Annotated in this window: 15 protein-coding genes; 8 read left to right on the forward strand and 7 right to left on the reverse strand. The window is 62.1% G+C overall.

Annotation, left to right across the window (positions count from 1 at the left end; translation table 11 throughout):
* Nucleotides 1-304 precede the first annotated feature (304 nt).
* The gene (locus SB822_RS33050) at nucleotides 305-970 is read left to right on the forward strand and encodes a carbonic anhydrase (protein WP_410856519.1); all 666 of its coding nucleotides are present in this window, start codon (nucleotides 305-307) and stop codon (nucleotides 968-970) included.
* 115 nt (nucleotides 971-1,085) lie between these two features.
* Entirely contained in the window at nucleotides 1,086-2,648 is a 1,563-nt protein-coding gene (locus SB822_RS33055) for a SulP family inorganic anion transporter (protein WP_410856520.1), read from the forward strand.
* Nucleotides 2,649-2,779: 131 nt separating this feature from the next.
* Here SB822_RS33055 and SB822_RS33060 read toward each other — a convergent pair whose 3' ends face one another.
* The gene (locus tag SB822_RS33060; RefSeq protein WP_007744780.1) at nucleotides 2,780-2,923 is read right to left on the reverse strand and encodes a hypothetical protein; all 144 of its coding nucleotides are present in this window, start codon (nucleotides 2,921-2,923) and stop codon (nucleotides 2,780-2,782) included.
* Nucleotides 2,924-3,013: 90 nt separating this feature from the next.
* Nucleotides 3,014-3,298, reverse strand: a complete 285-nt coding sequence (locus SB822_RS33065) for a hypothetical protein (protein WP_007744782.1) — start codon at nucleotides 3,296-3,298, stop codon at nucleotides 3,014-3,016.
* A 343-nt stretch (nucleotides 3,299-3,641) separates the two neighbouring features.
* On the opposite strand from SB822_RS33065, the gene SB822_RS33070 reads away from it, so the two are divergent.
* The 3 genes from SB822_RS33070 (at nucleotide 3,642) to SB822_RS33080 (ending at nucleotide 5,480) form a co-directional block, all read left to right on the forward strand.
* On the forward strand, nucleotides 3,642-3,839 hold the full coding sequence (locus SB822_RS33070; RefSeq protein WP_007586027.1) for a hypothetical protein: 198 nt from the start codon (nucleotides 3,642-3,644) through the stop codon (nucleotides 3,837-3,839).
* A gap of 317 nt (nucleotides 3,840-4,156) precedes the next feature.
* Nucleotides 4,157-4,348 carry a hypothetical protein gene (locus SB822_RS33075; protein WP_007586026.1) on the forward strand — a complete coding sequence of 64 codons (192 nt, stop codon included), beginning with the start codon at nucleotides 4,157-4,159 and terminating at the stop codon, nucleotides 4,346-4,348.
* Nucleotides 4,349-4,454: 106 nt separating this feature from the next.
* Entirely contained in the window at nucleotides 4,455-5,480 is a 1,026-nt protein-coding gene (locus tag SB822_RS33080; RefSeq protein ID WP_410856521.1) for a S1C family serine protease, read from the forward strand.
* Between the two features lie 1,079 nt (nucleotides 5,481-6,559).
* Here the strand turns inward: SB822_RS33080 and SB822_RS33085 are convergent.
* On the reverse strand, nucleotides 6,560-8,944 hold the full coding sequence (locus SB822_RS33085) for a DNA polymerase II (protein ID WP_410856522.1): 2,385 nt from the start codon (nucleotides 8,942-8,944) through the stop codon (nucleotides 6,560-6,562).
* A 241-nt stretch (nucleotides 8,945-9,185) separates the two neighbouring features.
* Here SB822_RS33085 and ahpC point away from each other — a divergent pair, with 241 nt between their 5' ends.
* Nucleotides 9,186-9,749: an alkyl hydroperoxide reductase subunit C gene (gene ahpC / locus SB822_RS33090; protein WP_114221739.1), complete on the forward strand. Its 564-nt coding sequence runs from the start codon at nucleotides 9,186-9,188 to the stop codon at nucleotides 9,747-9,749.
* 192 nt (nucleotides 9,750-9,941) lie between these two features.
* Nucleotides 9,942-11,534, forward strand: coding sequence for an alkyl hydroperoxide reductase subunit F (gene ahpF, locus SB822_RS33095; protein ID WP_410856523.1), 1,593 nt, complete (start codon nucleotides 9,942-9,944; stop codon nucleotides 11,532-11,534).
* 74 nt (nucleotides 11,535-11,608) lie between these two features.
* Here ahpF and SB822_RS33100 read toward each other — a convergent pair whose 3' ends face one another.
* Nucleotides 11,609-11,896 (reverse strand): hypothetical protein, encoded by a 288-nt coding sequence (locus SB822_RS33100; protein ID WP_410856524.1) that lies wholly within the window; start codon nucleotides 11,894-11,896, stop codon nucleotides 11,609-11,611.
* A 309-nt stretch (nucleotides 11,897-12,205) separates the two neighbouring features.
* On the opposite strand from SB822_RS33100, the gene SB822_RS33105 reads away from it, so the two are divergent.
* Nucleotides 12,206-13,348: a branched-chain amino acid ABC transporter substrate-binding protein gene (locus tag SB822_RS33105; RefSeq protein ID WP_410856546.1), complete on the forward strand. Its 1,143-nt coding sequence runs from the start codon at nucleotides 12,206-12,208 to the stop codon at nucleotides 13,346-13,348.
* Between the two features lie 23 nt (nucleotides 13,349-13,371).
* Here SB822_RS33105 and SB822_RS33110 read toward each other — a convergent pair whose 3' ends face one another.
* From SB822_RS33110 to SB822_RS33120, 3 genes are all read right to left on the reverse strand, one after another.
* Complete coding sequence (locus SB822_RS33110; RefSeq protein ID WP_410856525.1) at nucleotides 13,372-13,764, reverse strand: hypothetical protein; 393 nt, start codon at nucleotides 13,762-13,764, stop codon at nucleotides 13,372-13,374.
* On the reverse strand, nucleotides 13,761-14,150 hold the full coding sequence (locus tag SB822_RS33115; protein WP_410856526.1) for a septal ring lytic transglycosylase RlpA family protein: 390 nt from the start codon (nucleotides 14,148-14,150) through the stop codon (nucleotides 13,761-13,763). Before SB822_RS33115 ends, SB822_RS33110 begins: the two co-directional genes overlap by 4 nt.
* Nucleotides 14,151-14,456: 306 nt before the next feature.
* Nucleotides 14,457-14,957, reverse strand: a complete 501-nt coding sequence (locus SB822_RS33120) for an OmpA family protein (protein WP_410856527.1) — start codon at nucleotides 14,955-14,957, stop codon at nucleotides 14,457-14,459.
* Nucleotides 14,958-15,114 lie beyond the last annotated feature (157 nt).

Consider the following 15,114-nt stretch of genomic DNA (forward strand, 5'->3'; position numbering starts at 1 on the left):
TCAAAAGTGACCAGAACGTGTGAAAACGCGATCTGACGTCGCACGCTTGATGGAAATCAATGACGAAAAAATTCCGATCCGAAATGCTCCGCTAGCTCACAGTACAACCGCCCGATCAAAACCGGGGAAAAGCCCGAAAGCCGCATGTATGCACGCTTTCAGGGCATCCGATGCAGGCGGCATCAAATGATTTTTGTTGATTTTTTTTCGGAACCTTCTTGCCGTAAGCTTTTCGTAAACACCATCACGTTTGTCCGTGATGGACTGACTCCGTTCAATACAGAACCCGGCAGGAGCCCGATCGATGAATCATCCAAAACGCTTATTGCTTTCCAATCTGGCGTGGTCGCAAGAGGTCTCGGCGCGCGAGCCCGAGTTCTTCACGGACCTCGCGCGCGGCCAGCAGCCGCGCTTCCTGTGGATCGGTTGCTCCGATAGCCGCGTGCCCGCCGAGCGCATCACCAACGCGCAGCCGGGCGAGCTGTTCGTCCATCGCAACATCGCGAACCTCTACACCTCCGACGACGGCAACACATCGAGCGTGATCGAGTACGCGGTGCATGCGCTGAAGGTCGAGCACGTGATCATCTGCGGACATCATCATTGCGGCGGCGTGCGCGCCGCGCTGTCGCCGCCTTCGGATGCGCTGCCCATCGTGAACCGGCGCATTGCCGGTTTGCGCGAGCTCGCCGGACGTCATCGCGACGAACTGCATGCGATCGGGGATTTCGACGAGCGCGTAGACCGCTTTGCGGAGTTGAACGTGATCGAGCAGGTGCGGTTGTTGCGCGAGTCGCCCATCGTGCGCCGCGCGCCGCGTCCGCCGCAGGTGCACGGCTGGATTTTCGGGCTGCGCGCAGGGCTTATCACGCAACTCACCGATATGGACCAGGCCCGCGACATTGCCGGCATGCACGCCGGCATGCACGCCGACGCGCACCCGTCCGTTGCCGTGCGCGACGCCGCGTAGCGACGTTCGGGCAACGCCCCTTTTCAGACTTACTCACGCCTTTTCACGTTCATGTTCATCGAGCCGCCGGCGCGCGTCGCCGGGCGGCGTGGCTCAACTCGACCTTGCGGATACCATGCACACTCCACCTGTTTCCCGTTTATCGAACCTGCGCAGCGATGTCTTCGCGGGGATCGTCGTGTTTCTCGTCGCGCTGCCGCTGTGTCTCGGCATCGCCACTGCGTCCGGCGTCGATCCGTTTGCCGGGCTGGTGTCCGGCATCGTCGGCGGACTGGTCGTCGCGCTGTTGAGCGGCTCGCATCTGAGCGTGAGCGGGCCGGCGGCGGGCCTCGTCGTGATCGTCGTATCGGCGATCGCGTCGCTCGGCAGTTTCTCCGCGTTTCTCGCCGCCGTCCTGATCGCGGGCGCGTTACAGATCGGCTTCGGCCTGCTGCGCGCGGGACAGCTCGCCAGCTTCGTGCCCGTCGCCGTCATCAAGGGCATGCTGGCTTCGATCGGCATCATCCTGATCATCAAGCAGATTCCGCTCAGCGTGGGGCTCGTGAGCGGCGCGGATGCCAACGTCGCGCACGCGGCCATGCTGGCGACGCCGTTCGGCGACCTGTCGATGGTGACGACTGCGCTCGCGCTCATCTCGGTGGCGATGCTGTTCGCATGGGAGACGCCGCGCGCGAAGCGCTACGCGCTCGTGCGCATGCTGCCGGGGCCGCTCGCGGTCGTCGCGCTCGGCATCGGCGTGACGCTCGCGCTCGATGTGCTCGCGCCCGCGCTTGCGGTGCCGGCTGAGCATCGGGTGTCGCTGGTGTCGCTGGATTCGTTCGCCGCGTTGACGGGCGCGATTTCGATGCCCGACTTCAGGCAGCTCGTGGACGGCCACGTCTGGCGCGTCGGCTTGACGCTCGCTATCGTCGCAAGTCTGGAAACGCTGCTGAGCCTCGAGGCCGTCGAACAGATCGATCCGAAGCGCCGCCGCGCGTCGCCGGACCGTGAGTTGAAGGCGCAGGGCGTGGGCAATATGGTGGCGGCCGTGCTTGGCGGTCTGCCGCTGACGGCCGTGATCGTGCGCAGCTCGGCGAACGTGAATGCGGGCGCGCAGACGCGCATGTCGGCCGTGATTCACGGCGTGCTGCTGCTGGCGAGCGTGTTCGCGCTGACGGCCGTGCTGAACCTGATTCCGCTCGCGTGTCTCGCGGCGATCCTGATTCACACGGGCTACAAGCTTGCGAAGCCAGCGCTGTTCACGGCGATGGCGCGCGAAGGCGTCGACCGCTTCGTGCCGTTCGCGGCGACGATTGCCGGCGTGCTCGCGACGGATCTGCTGATCGGCATTGGCATCGGCATTGCGACGAGCGCGGTGCTCGCGCTGCGCGCGAACCTGTCGCGCACGTTCACGCTGACATGTCACGACGATCACTATCTGCTGGTGTTGCGCAAGGACGCGACGTTCCTGTCGAAGCCGATGCTCACGCGCTGTCTCGCGCAGATTCCGGACCGCGCGACGGTGCTGATCGACGCGGAGCGTGCTGATTTTATCGACCGGGATATCCGCGACACGCTCGATGCGTTCGTAGGCGGCGCGGCGCAGCGGCAGATCACTGTCGAGCGTTTGCGCTGGCCGGAGCCGGCGGCCCAGGAAGGGCGGGCGGCGCTGCCGTCGCTAGGGGCGACGGCGGGCTGACCCTTAAAAAAGGGCGCGATAGCGCGCGGCGGCGCGCGTTATCGGTCTATTGGTACAGCAGTTTCGGAAAGTGCTGGCCGGAAGGCGAGGGCGCTGATGGCCAGCGCATCCTCGCCATATCGGCGGAAGAATTACTCGGCGATCGAAAAGCGCGACGACCGCGTCTGCTTCGCCTTGCTGGGACGCTCGACACGCGGGCTCGCGCCGCGGATGAACAACACTGCACACAACGCCACCATGGCCCAGATGCAAAGAAGTACGGTCAAGACGTTCATTTCCAGTTCCAGTCTCAGTCGGTCGGCGCTGCGGTTGTTGCCGGGTTGCTACCGTCAAGTTCAGTTCTCACGGTCGCGCGGGGCGGCCGGTCAATGCGTGGTGTGCTGCGTCTCGCCGTCGAACAGAAGCTCGTCGATCAGCTGCGTGGTCAGTGCAAGCTGCTTCTCCAGCGACACGCGCGCCAGTTCCGCGCTCACCGCATCGCCACGTGCGACGGCGGCGTGTGTCTGGGTGGCGAGGCGCAGCACCGTGTCGGACGCGAGCTGCAAGCCGCGCATCAGCTCGGACTCCGGGCATTCCCGCGGGTTGTTCCGTTCCGGCGCGTTGAGCGCGTCGGGCTCAAACGGGTTGCTGCTGTCATGACGGGAAGACATTTCAGGCTCCTCAGTGCACTGGCATGACTGCAGTGTGCGCTGTGAGGCCTGCGCTCAATCGGTCGAACAGAGGCCGATTTCGGATTCATACCGCCGTCATCGAAATGTGCCTGCGAACGACCAGACTGCCCGCTTCCTGTCCACGTCCCGGCGAATGGTAAGCAACTGTTATTGCGCGGTCTGCACGTAGAGGCCCTGGGTTGCGCGGGCGCCTTTCTTGCGCGGGTCGGGTGTGAGGCGCGGCGGCTGTGCGTTCGTATTGAGCCGTAATGCACCGTCACAAGTGGTCACGCACGTCTTCTGTAGCGTCTGCTCAAATGACAGAAGAGAAGGGAGAACGACCATGAAAAAGCTTCTGACGCTAGCAGCCGTCGCTGTGGCGACGATCGGTTTGGGAGGCTGCGTCGTCGCGCCGCCGTATGGTTATGGGTACGCGCCGGCCTACGGGTATGGCTACGGGCCGGGGTATTACGCGGGGCCGTCTGTGAACGTCGGCATCGGCTATAGCTGTTGCTGGGGCCGTGGCGGGTGGCATCGGTAAGCGCGTGGCCGCGGCAGGGTGAACTCAGGCCGCACGGCGGCGAATCATCCAGAACGATTACATGATCGAGACCCAAAGAAGCCGGATGTGGATGCGTGAGCGTCCGTCCGGCTTTTGCGTGGCGCGGCACGAGGGCAGCCCGGTGGCTGGTGTTCGGCGTTAGGCGTTAGGCGTTAGGCGGCGCACATTGCCGGCGCATGCTGTGCCGCGCGCGCTGCGGGTCTGCGGTACGATCTCGGAAAGAATGCGCCCGCGCGATAGCGGCGCGCCTTCCGACGCCACGATTTCGCAACATCATCTACGTTTTCGCACCCAGCATGGACTACCGCGTTACCTACGAGCACAGCCTCGTCACCGCTCCCGACGACTTCATCGTGAATGTGCCGTCGCAACTGGTGACGGATGTACCGTCGAACATTCCCAAGGCGCTGCTGCCCGAAGCAATCGAGAAGCTGATACTCGAACGTTCTCCGCGCATCGGCCGCATCCGTAACCTCAGGCTTATCTGACTTTTCTCCCCGGGCTGGCCTCGTCGTTTTTCCCTCGCCGGCCGCCGCGCTTGAAAACGGCTTGCTTGCCCTGCATGTGCGGCTCTCGTTTATACGGAGCCTTGTCATGGGAAGCCGTCCCCGTTTTGTCGACGATCTGTCGGGTGCGCTGCCAGGCGCCGCTGCCGCCGGGTCGTCCGAAGACGACGCACTCCTCGACGCCTATTCGCGCACCGTCATCGATGCGCTCGAACGGGTGCGGGCGGCCGTCGTCTTCATCACTGTCGAGCGCCGCGTGCCGGGTGCGCCGGAGCGCCATGCGCGTGCGGGCACCGGCTCGGGCTTTATTTTCACACCCGATGGTTATCTTCTGACCAACAGCCATGTCGTGCACGGCGCCACGCATATCCGCGTGCAGCTCGCCGACGGCACGAAGTTCGACGCCGATCTGGTCGGCGACGATCCGCACAGCGACCTGGCTGTGTTGCGTGTCGGCTCGCCGGAGCCGCTGCCGCATGTTGCGCTCGGCGAATCGGGCAAGCTGCGCGTCGGGCAGATCGCGATCGCGGTTGGCAATCCGCTTGGGCTCGAGCAGACGGTGACGGCGGGCGTGGTTTCCGCGCTCGGCCGCTCGCTGAGGTCGAACTCGGGACGCATGATCTATGACGTGATCCAGACGGATGCCGCGCTCAATCCTGGCAATTCGGGCGGGCCGTTGATCAACTCCGCGGGCCAGGTGATCGGTGTGAATACGGCGATCATTCCGGGCGCGCAGTCGATCAGCTTTGCGACGGCGATCGATACTGCGAAGTGGGTCATCATGCAGATTTTTGCGCACGGGCGCGTGCGGCGGGCTTATATCGGCGTGGCGGGTACGACTTTCGCGCTGCCGCGGCGTGTGCAGCGGTATTTCGCGCTTGAGTCGGAAAGTGGTGTGCGGGTGATGGAGATCGTTAAGGGGAGTCCTGCCGCGCTCGGCGGGCTGCGCACGGATGATACGATCGTTGCGGTTGATGGGCAGGTTGTTGAGGGGGTCGATGCGCTGCAGCGCGTGCTGGATGGGTCCAGGATTGGGCGCTCTGTGAGTGTGAGTGTTTTGCGCGGGGCGCAGCGGGTTGAGGTGGTTGTTGTGCCTGTTGAGCAGAGTGATTAGGTTTGGGTTTGGTTTTGTCTGCGACGCTGGGTGGTGATTTTGTTTTTTCGCTGGCATCCGGTTTGGTTGTTCTGGCCTCTGCACTGGCATCCGCGTTTGCGTTTTCTCGGCGCGGCCGGTTTGGTTGTTCTAGCCTTTTCGCTGGCATCCGCGCTATGCCTTCGTGCTCCACGCGTCGCCCCTGTGCGGGGCGGCACCTACTTTTCTTTGCCGCCGCAAAGAAAAGTAGGCAAAAGAAAGCGGCTCACACCGCCAACATTTCTTCTTGCCTGAGGGCCCCCAAAGGGTCTTACGCTTCACACGGCAGCATTTCTGTTCGCGTTCGTTGCCAACGCTTCGAATGAGCGCCTCACCCACTTCAAACACCCGAACAAGAGCTAGCGGCAGCGAATGGCTTGCGCCGCCCAGGTGGCAAACTGTGTGTAGGTTGTCGCGTGGTATAGCTTGGCGCCCTTACAGGGTGGGACGCGTGCGCTATCGGTCCGGAGTGAGGCGTGTGTGGCGCGATGGCCTACACACAGTTTGCCACTTGGGCGGCGGAGGAATATCCGGCGCGGCACGCTGCGACGCGGGCGCGCGAAGCGGGTGAGGCGCACCGCAAGAGCGTTGGCAACGAACATGGGTCACGTGATTGCCGTGTGAAGCGTAAGACCCTTTGAGGGCCCTCAGGCAATAACAAGAGCTGACGGTGTGAGCCGCTTTCTTTTGCCTACTTTTCTTTGCGGCGGCAAAGAAAAGTAGGTGCCGCCCCGCACAGGGGCGACGCGTGGAGCACGAAGGCATAGCGCGGATGCCAGCGAAAAGGCTAGAACAACCAACCCACCCGCGCCGAGAAAGCGCAAACGCGGAAGCCAGCGAAAAGACATTCCGCCCCGCACAGGGGCGACGCTTGAAGCACGAAGACAAAACGCGGATGCCAGTGAAAAGACCAACACACCCAACCCGGCCGCGCCGAGAAAACGCAAACGCGGATGCCAGCGCAGAGGCAAACAAACCAAACCGCTTGCGCAGCAAACATCGCCTCGCGGAAGCCAGCGCAGAGTCAAAAACCCACCCAGCGTCGCAGACAGAAAAACCCCTCAAAACAACTGCTTCTGCCCCGAAGCCAGCGTAGCAAAATCATCCTTCAGCAAAGGCAAAATCGCATCCGCCACAGGCTGAAGCTGCCGCGTCAGATAATGCTCATAGTCGATTTCCGAGCGCAGCGTTTCGAGCGGTTCAGGCCCGCTGCCGGTCATCACATAACTGATCCATCCACCATTCTGATATTGAAGCGGCCGACCGCGCTGCCGGTTGAACTCATCGGCGGAACGCGCAGCACGCACATGCGGCGGCACATTGCGCTCATAGTCGGACAGCGCCCGACGCAGCCGCTTGCGATACACAAGCAGATCATCGAACTCACCCGCCAGCGTGCGCCGCACATAATCGCGCACGTAATCCCGATACGGCTGCTGTTTGAAAATGCGCAGATACAGTTCCTGCTGGAACCGCTGCGCAAGCGGTGTCCAATCGGTGCGCACCGTCTCCAGACCCTTGTAGACCACTTCTTCACTGCCATCGGCAAGCACAGTCAATCCGGCGTAGCGCTTCTTGCTGCCTTCCTCCGCGCCGCGCACGGTCGGCATGAAAAAGCGCTTGTAATGCCGCTCGAACTGCAACTCCAGCGCGCTCTCCAGCCCGAAGCGCTCGCGCAAATGCTCACGCCACCATGCGTTGATCCCGCTAACCAGCTCTCGTCCGATGCGCGCCGCGTCTTCCTCGTCATGCGCGTGGCGCAGCCACACAAAAGTCGAATCGGTGTCACCGTAGATCACCGCATACCCGCGCGCTTCGATCAACTCACGCGTGCGGTGCATGATCTCGTGGCCGCGCATCGTGATCGACGACGCAAGGCGCGGATCGAAGAACCGGCAGCCCGTCGAGCCAAGCACGCCATAGAACGCGTTCATGATGATTTTCAGCGCCTGCGATAACGGCTTGTTCTGCTCGCGCTTCGCGGCTTCGCGTCCTTCCCACACCTGCGCGACGATCGACGGCAGGCAGTGGTGCGCCCGCGAGAAACGCGCGCCAAGGAAGCCGGGCACGGAATGCTCGTCGTCGGGATGACGCGCGCCGTCGACCAGGCCCACGGGATCGATCAGAAACGTGCGGATGATCGACGGATACAGGCTCTTGTAGTCGAGCACGAGCACGGAATCATAAAGGCCGGGCTTCGAGTCCATCACGAAGCCGCCAGGGCTGGCCGCGCCCGCTACGTCGCCGAGATTCGGCGCGACGTAGCCGAGCCGGTGCATGCGCGGCATATATAGATGCGTGAACGCCGCCACCGATCCGCCGCTGCGGTCGGCAGGCAGTCCCGTGACAGTCGCGCGTTCGAGCAGGAACGGCAGCAGGTCCGTTTTGGCAAAGATGCGCGTGACGAGTTCGCAATCTTTCAGGTTGTAGCGGGCGAGCGCGGGCTTGTCTTCGTCGAAACGCCGCTGGATTTCGTCCATCCGCTGATACGGATTGTCGATCGACTTGCCTTCGCCGAGCACGGACTGCGCGACGTATTCGAGGCTGAACGACGGAAAGCTCCACGTGGCCGAGCGCAGCGCCTCGATGCCGTCGATGATCAGCCGCCCCGCCGCGCCCGCAAAGAAATGGTTCTGCTTCAGGCCATGCTCGCGCCATTCCATCACCGCGCCGCCGCGCCCGATGCGCAGCGGCACGCCGCACTTCTGCGCGGTTTCATGCAGCACTTTCAAATCGAACTGCACGACGTTCCAGCCGATGATCGCGTCGGGATCGTGCGTCTCCAGCCATCCGATCAGCCGCTCGATCAGTTGCGCCCGCGTGTCGCAATACTCGAGCGCGAAGTCGAGGTCCGACGCGTCGCCGTTCTGCGGACCGAGCATGTACACCTGACGCTGTCCGCAGCCTTCGAGAGCGATCGAATACAGTTCGGCGTGCGCGCTGGTTTCGATATCGAGCGAAACCAGCTTGAGCTTCGGACGATAGCCGCTCGCGGGCTTCATGTCGGCGTTCAGCAACGGCCCGCCGACGGGATTCGTCTCGCCGCCGAACAGCACGGGCGCGGTGATGAAACGCTCCATCATGTAGCGCTCGGGCGGGAACACGTCGGCTTCGTAGACGTCGACGCCGCCCTGTTTCAGACGCTTTTCGATCCCGGTCAGCTGCCGGTACTGCGGGCAATACAACCCCAGCACCGGCCGATGCTGGAAGTCGCACAAATCGAGCGGGCGCAGTTCGACGCCGCGCGACTGGGCGGTCTTCTCCCGATGCAGCACGTCCTCCGCGCGCTCGCGGTGCGCGGCGGGAATGAACGCGACGTTCGGCTGCGGGCGCAGGCGAATGTGGCGCGGACCGTCGTCGGTCGCGAGCCAGAACTCGACCTCCGTTCCGGCGGCCGTATCGCGCCAATGACGGGTGAGAAGAAACCCCTGTTGAAGCTCACTCAAACGAAAACCTCTGCTGAAAACGCCTGCCAGGACACTTGCCCCGACACTTTTTTCGGCAATTCTACGCGCGCCCGAAGCGGCGCGCCCGGGGCGCTTTCCCTTGTCGGGCAAGGGTTTGGGCTTGTCGATAGGAAATTTAAATAGGGTGCATCGCAACAATCAAATTTATCAAATTCTGCGACTTCTTCATACTTCAATCCATCGCAGTACCCAAACCCACTCAACCAAGAGGACGCATCAGATGCCGATCATCAACAGCCAGGTCAAACCGTTCAAGGCCACCGCATACCACAATGGCGATTTCGTGACCGTCACCGACGAAAGCTTGAAGGGCAAGTGGTCCGTCGTCGTGTTCTATCCGGCCGACTTCACGTTCGTGTGTCCGACGGAATTGGGCGATCTGGCCGACCGTTACGCAGAATTCAAGAAAATCGGCGTTGAAATCTACAGCGTGTCGACGGATACGCACTTCACGCACAAGGCATGGCACGACACGTCGGACACGATCCAAAAGATCAAGTACCCGATGATCGCTGACCCGACGCTGGCAATCTCGCGCAGCTTCGACGTTCTGATCGAAGAAGAAGGTCTGGCGCTGCGCGGCACGTTCGTGATCAACCCGGAAGGCGAGATCAAGCTGTGCGAAGTCCACGACAACGGCATCGGCCGTGATGCTGGCGAACTGCTGCGCAAGGTGCAGGCTGCGCAATACATCGCGGCGCACCCGGGTGAAGTTTGCCCCGCCAAGTGGACGCCGGGCGCTGAAACGCTGACGCCGTCGCTGGACCTGATCGGCAAGATCTAAGTTGCCGGCTCGCTAGAAGCCACACGCTACCCGCTGCAAACCCTGCCTTGAGCGGCGCCGCCTCGCGCGGCGCCGTTGTGAGGCAGTCCGCAAGGTCACAAGCCTTGCGAACTGCCTTACGCGCCGCGTTCGTCGTAACGCATTGGCGCGATCGAACCTCTCATTCCCATCTCGCCACGGACTCGAAAAACCATGCTCGACGCGAATCTGAAGACCCAACTCAAAGCCTACCTCGAGAAAGTCAGCCGTCCCATCGAGATCGTCGCCTCCGTCGACGACAGCGCGAAGTCTCAGGAAATGCTCGCGCTGCTGAACGACATCGCGACGCTGTCGGAGCGCGTCAGCGTGATCGAGCGCCGCGGCGACGACGAACGGAAGCCGTCGTTTTCGATCGGCGAGCCGGGCAAGGCCGCGGGCATCCGCTTCGCCGGCATTCCGATGGGTCACGAGTTCACGTCGCTGGTGCTGGCACTGCTGCAAACGGGCGGCCACCCGATCAAACTCGACGACGCCGTGATCCAGCAGATCCGCGAACTCGACGGCGACTTCGCGTTCGAGACGTATTTCTCGCTGTCGTGCCAGAACTGCCCGGAAGTCGTGCAGGCGCTCAACATCATGGCGCTGATCAACCCGCGCATCCAGCACGTGGCGATCGATGGTGCGCTGTTCCAGAACGAAGTCGAGTCGCGCCAGATCATGGCCGTGCCGACGATGTTCCTGAACGGCGAAGTGTTCGGCCAGGGCCGCAGCGGCGTGAAGGAAATCCTCGCGAAGCTCGACACCAACGCCGGCGCGCGCGCCGCGAAGGAACTGGAGAACAAGTCGGTGTTCGACGTGCTGATCGTCGGCGGCGGTCCTGCTGGCGCGGCGGCCGCGATCTACGCGGCGCGCAAGGGCATTGCGACGGGCGTCGTCGCGGAACGCTTCGGCGGCCAGGTGCTCGACACGCTGGCGATCGAAAACTTCGTGTCGGTGCAGGAAACGGAAGGGCCGAAGTTCGCCACGGCGCTTGAGCAGCACGTGAAGAGCTATGAAGTCGATGTGATGGACGTACAGCGCGCCGAAGCGCTGATCCCCGGCAAGATCAACGAAGTGCGCCTCGCGAGCGGCGCGGTGCTGAAGGCGAAGACGATCGTGCTGGCGACGGGCGCGCGCTGGCGCGAGATCAACGTGCCGGGCGAGCGCGAGTACCGCAATCATGGTGTTGCGTATTGCCCGCACTGCGATGGTCCGCTGTTCAAGGGCAAGCGCGTCGCGGTGGTCGGCGGTGGTAACTCGGGCGTCGAAGCGGCGATCGACCTGGCGGGTGTCGTGAGCCATGTGACGCTGATCGAATTCGGCGCACAACTGCGCGCCGACGAAGTGCTGCAACGCAAGCTGCGCAGCCTCGCGAACGTGACGGTCATCACCCAGGCACAGACGACGGAAATCACGGGCGACGGCAAGAAGGTCAACGGTCTGACCTACACGGACCGTGCGTCGGGCGAGTCGAAGCATGTCGAACTCGAAGGCGTGTTCGTGCAGATCGGTCTGGTGCCGAACACCGAATGGTTGAAGGGCACGGTCGAGTTGTCAAAGCACGGCGAGATCGTTGTCGATGCGAAGGGCGCGACGTCGGTGCCGGGTGTGTTCGCAGCCGGCGACGTGACGACGGTGCCGTTCAAGCAGATCGTGATCGCCGTGGGGGAGGGCGCGAAGGCATCGCTGGCCGCGTTCGATCATCTGATCCGTTCGAGCGTCGAAGATCTGGAAGACGCGCAGGCAGCGGAACTGGTTGAGGCCTGATCGACGGGTGTCGTCCACGCTGCAAAAGCAAACGGGCTAGCTTCGGCTAGCCCGTTTTTCGTTGTGCGCCGCGCTTACTGGCTGGCGACAGGCGTATGCGCCTTCTTCGATTTTGCTACCTTCTGGTGGCCGTGTTGCTGATGTGCGGGTTTTTGCCCGGCCTTTCCGGCAGCAGCGTCGACGTTGTGCTGGGCGGCAGGCTGAGCCTGGATGTCGCGAGCGTGCTGCTCGATCTGGGCGGCGACGTTGCTATCGCGAGTCATCACGATGCCATCGCTGGAAGTTTGCGCCGAGGCGACGCCTGCAACGGCCAGCAGCGAAACGAGCAAAGCGGCAGAAATCCTGTTCATGGTTGTTTTCATTCCGGTTGATTGGTAAGTTCAATGCGCTTCGCGCTGGACGCAGTGCGCCGCACGTGCGCATCTGATTGTCCGTTGGAAGGCGCGTGAGATGCGTCAAAGTATGTCAAGGAAAGCGCGATCAGTTGTTGAATTCGCTTGACCAATCTTTACAGTCCCAGTTTTTCCTCTGTGCTACCGTTTTTGAATATCTATTCGGAATGCGAATTGAATCACGGTAGATCGAAAATTCAAACAATCATGGAGGAGAAAGCTGTGAACAATCTGGTAAAACTGACAGTGGTCGGCATCTCGCTGACCAGCTTGACGCTGATGGGTTGCAACAAGAAAGAGCCCCCATCGCACGAGGCCGCGCAAGGCAATGGCGGTCCAGCCGAGCAGGTGGTGACGATCGGCCACGCGGGTCCGCTCACAGGCGGCAGCAGCCATCTCGGCAAGGACAACGAGAACGGCGCGCGGCTTGCCGTCGAAGAAATCAACAAGACGGGGCTCGTGATCGCCGGACAGAAAGTGCGCCTCGAACTCGACGGCGAAGACGACGCGGCCGATCCGAAGACAGGCACGCAGATCGCGCAGAAGTTCGTCGACGAGCATGTTGTCGCGGTGATCGGCCACCTGAATTCGGGCGTGTCGATTCCCGCGTCGCGCATCTATAACGATGCGAGTATCGCAGAGATTTCGCCGTCGTCGACCAATCCCGATTACACGAAGCAGGGCTACAAAAGCGCGTATCGCGTGGTCGCGACGGATGCGCAGCAAGGGCCCGCGCTCGGCGATTACGCGCTGAAGTCGTTGAATGCGATGACCATTGCCGTCGTCGACGACGCAACGGCCTACGGCAAAGGCCTCGCCGACGAGTTCGCGAAGGCGGCGCAGGCGGGCGGCGGGCGCGTCGTCGCGCGCGAGGCCACGACCGACAAGTCCACCGACTTCCGCGCCATTCTCACCACCATCAAGAGCGCGCATCCGGATGTCATCATGTTCGGCGGGATGGATTCGACGGTCGGTCCGTTCATTCGTCAGGCGGCGGCGCTTGGTTTGAGTGCGAAAGTTCTGAGCGGCGACGGCGCGTGCACGGAAAAGGTGGCGGCGCTTGCGGGCGATGCTGTGAACAATCTCGTTTGTTCCGAAGCAAGTCTTGCGGTATCGCGCATGCCGCAGGGTGCCGAGTTCGAAAAGCGCTTCGAGGCGCGTTTCAACGGTCCGATTCTCTTCAACGCGCCGTTCGCCTACGACGCCGTGTACGTGGTCGTCGATGCAATGAAGCGGGCCAACACCACCGACGCCGCAAAGGTGCTCGCCGCGATGCCCATGTCCGACTACAACGGTGTGATCGGACATATCGCCTTCGACGCGCACGGCGACATGAAGGAAGGCGCGATCACCCTATATCACTATCAGGACAGGAAGAAGACGCTGCTGGATGTCGTAAGGTACAGCGGCGGGTCTATTTAAGACTGGATGACGGGGCGCGGCGTCTATTTTGCGGAGGCTGCGCCTTTGCTTGTCTGCTTACCGTTTGCGTCCTCGTCGTGCTTGCCGATTTGCGATGGGCTGACGCCGCCCAACGTCAGCTGTTCGTCGGACCAGCGGTAAAACACGTCTGAACGACGAGCCGCTTTGGATTTACGGTGGTTTTTTCGTGAGGCCTTTGACGCCTTCTTGTCGGCTTTGGGCTTTTTGAGGGCGTGCGTCGCCGGGCTGCGCGCCGCGCTATCTGTTTCGAGTGCCTCGGGCGTACGGCGTGCGGCGAACGCGTCGGACGCACACCAGGCGACGATGCACGCGGCAACTGCGACATGCCGCGCTACTACGCTGATTTTCTTTGGTCTCGCCGGGTGTGCATGAGATATCGCCGTCTTGCGGTTCAAGATTCTGATCCACTGGATGCCGTTCGAGTGTCTGCTTGCTCTTCGACGCGTTCAATCTGCACGCCCATCGACGGCGCTCGAGTCAGGCCGAGTGCACTTGCCGCTGCATAAGACAAATCGATGACGCGTCCCTTGACGAACGGGCCGCGATCGTTGATGCGAACCACCACCGACCTCGTAGTGGACAGCGACGTCACGCGCACATACGTGCCGAACGGCAGCGAGCGATGCGCAGCCGTCATCGCGTGGCCGTTGTAACGCTCTCCATTTGCAGTGCGGCGTCCCTCGAACTTGCGCGCATACCATGATGCGTGGCCCGTTTGCAGCGTGGCGCCAGCCGGCCGGAGTGCGATGACTTCAGATTGAACCTTCTCGTTATCCGACACGCTATCCGGGTTGGGGGGCGTGATTGGCGTCGATACGATTCCTATCGTGCTCGACGCCTGATGCTCAGATGGAATCTGCGCGCAACCGGCAAATAATCCGAAAATTCCTAGTAATCCAAAAAGACGAATGGTTGACACGGCAGATCACGAATCAGCAAGAGAAGCGGGTCTAACGGTCTCAAAATTTTCGCGTTGACGGCATGCGATAGTTACAGCGACGTCTTGACAGATCTTTACGTGCTCGCGAAACCGATCGGGCCACAGTCAGGCGCCATCGAACGGCGCCTGACTGAGTACGACGAGCGATTACTTGCCCATCACGGCTTCGAGGGATTCGCCCTTCACGACGATCTCCGTACGCCGGTTTCGTGCGCGGCCATCGGGCGTGTCGTTGTCCGCCACGGGGCGATCGAACGCATAGCCGACCAGCGTGATGCGCGACGCGCTGATGCCGCGGCGCTCGAGTTCATCCGCGACCGACTTCGCGCGCGCTTCGGACAACTGCTGGTTGTACTCGCGCGTGCCGACGTTATCCGTATGGCCTTCGACGATCATTGGCTTTTGCGTGCGGCTCAGTACGACCACCACGCGGGCAATCGCAGGGCCCGCGTCAGGACGCAAGCTCGATTCGTTGAAGTTAAACAGGACCTTCTCCGGCAGACGAACCTGTACGCCTTCCTTGGTCTGCGTTACTTCGATCCCGGCTTGCTGGTTCAGCGCTTCTTCCTTGCTGCGATCGAGGCCGCTGCACGCGGCGAGCACCGACAGGGAAAGGGCGCAGGCTGCGATGGTCAACAGTTTTTTCATGGTTGTGATGGCGTTGTGGGAGAGAGGGGAAGGAAAAGTCGCGTCAGACCAGGATTTTTCATCAAACGAAGAGAAATTTTGCTAAGGCATGCAAAGTTTTTCAAAATTTGACACGGAGGTGTCGCGTGGACGCACCGAAGTGCGAACAAACGTGAAA

This window comes from Paraburkholderia sp. SIMBA_054 (assembly GCF_046534875.1).
Classification (GTDB): Bacteria; Pseudomonadota; Gammaproteobacteria; order Burkholderiales; family Burkholderiaceae; genus Paraburkholderia; species Paraburkholderia hospita.

Excerpts from the sequence above, each read along its gene's own strand:
- SB822_RS33075 (WP_007586026.1), top strand. The coding sequence starts at position 4,157 with ATGGACTACCGCGTTACCTACGAGCACAGCCTCGTCACCGCTCCCGAC.
- SB822_RS33105 (WP_410856546.1), top strand. The coding sequence starts at position 12,206 with ATGGGTTGCAACAAGAAAGAGCCCCCATCGCACGAGGCCGCGCAAGGC.
- SB822_RS33100 (WP_410856524.1), bottom strand. The coding sequence starts at position 11,896 with ATGAAAACAACCATGAACAGGATTTCTGCCGCTTTGCTCGTTTCGCTG.
- SB822_RS33060 (WP_007744780.1), bottom strand. The coding sequence starts at position 2,923 with ATGAACGTCTTGACCGTACTTCTTTGCATCTGGGCCATGGTGGCGTTG.
- ahpC (WP_114221739.1), top strand. The coding sequence starts at position 9,186 with ATGCCGATCATCAACAGCCAGGTCAAACCGTTCAAGGCCACCGCATAC.
- SB822_RS33070 (WP_007586027.1), top strand. The coding sequence starts at position 3,642 with ATGAAAAAGCTTCTGACGCTAGCAGCCGTCGCTGTGGCGACGATCGGT.
- SB822_RS33055 (WP_410856520.1), top strand. The coding sequence starts at position 1,086 with ATGCACACTCCACCTGTTTCCCGTTTATCGAACCTGCGCAGCGATGTC.
- SB822_RS33050 (WP_410856519.1), top strand. The coding sequence starts at position 305 with ATGAATCATCCAAAACGCTTATTGCTTTCCAATCTGGCGTGGTCGCAA.
- SB822_RS33065 (WP_007744782.1), bottom strand. The coding sequence starts at position 3,298 with ATGTCTTCCCGTCATGACAGCAGCAACCCGTTTGAGCCCGACGCGCTC.
- SB822_RS33120 (WP_410856527.1), bottom strand. The coding sequence starts at position 14,957 with ATGAAAAAACTGTTGACCATCGCAGCCTGCGCCCTTTCCCTGTCGGTG.
- ahpF (WP_410856523.1), top strand. The coding sequence starts at position 9,942 with ATGCTCGACGCGAATCTGAAGACCCAACTCAAAGCCTACCTCGAGAAA.
- SB822_RS33080 (WP_410856521.1), top strand. The coding sequence starts at position 4,455 with ATGGGAAGCCGTCCCCGTTTTGTCGACGATCTGTCGGGTGCGCTGCCA.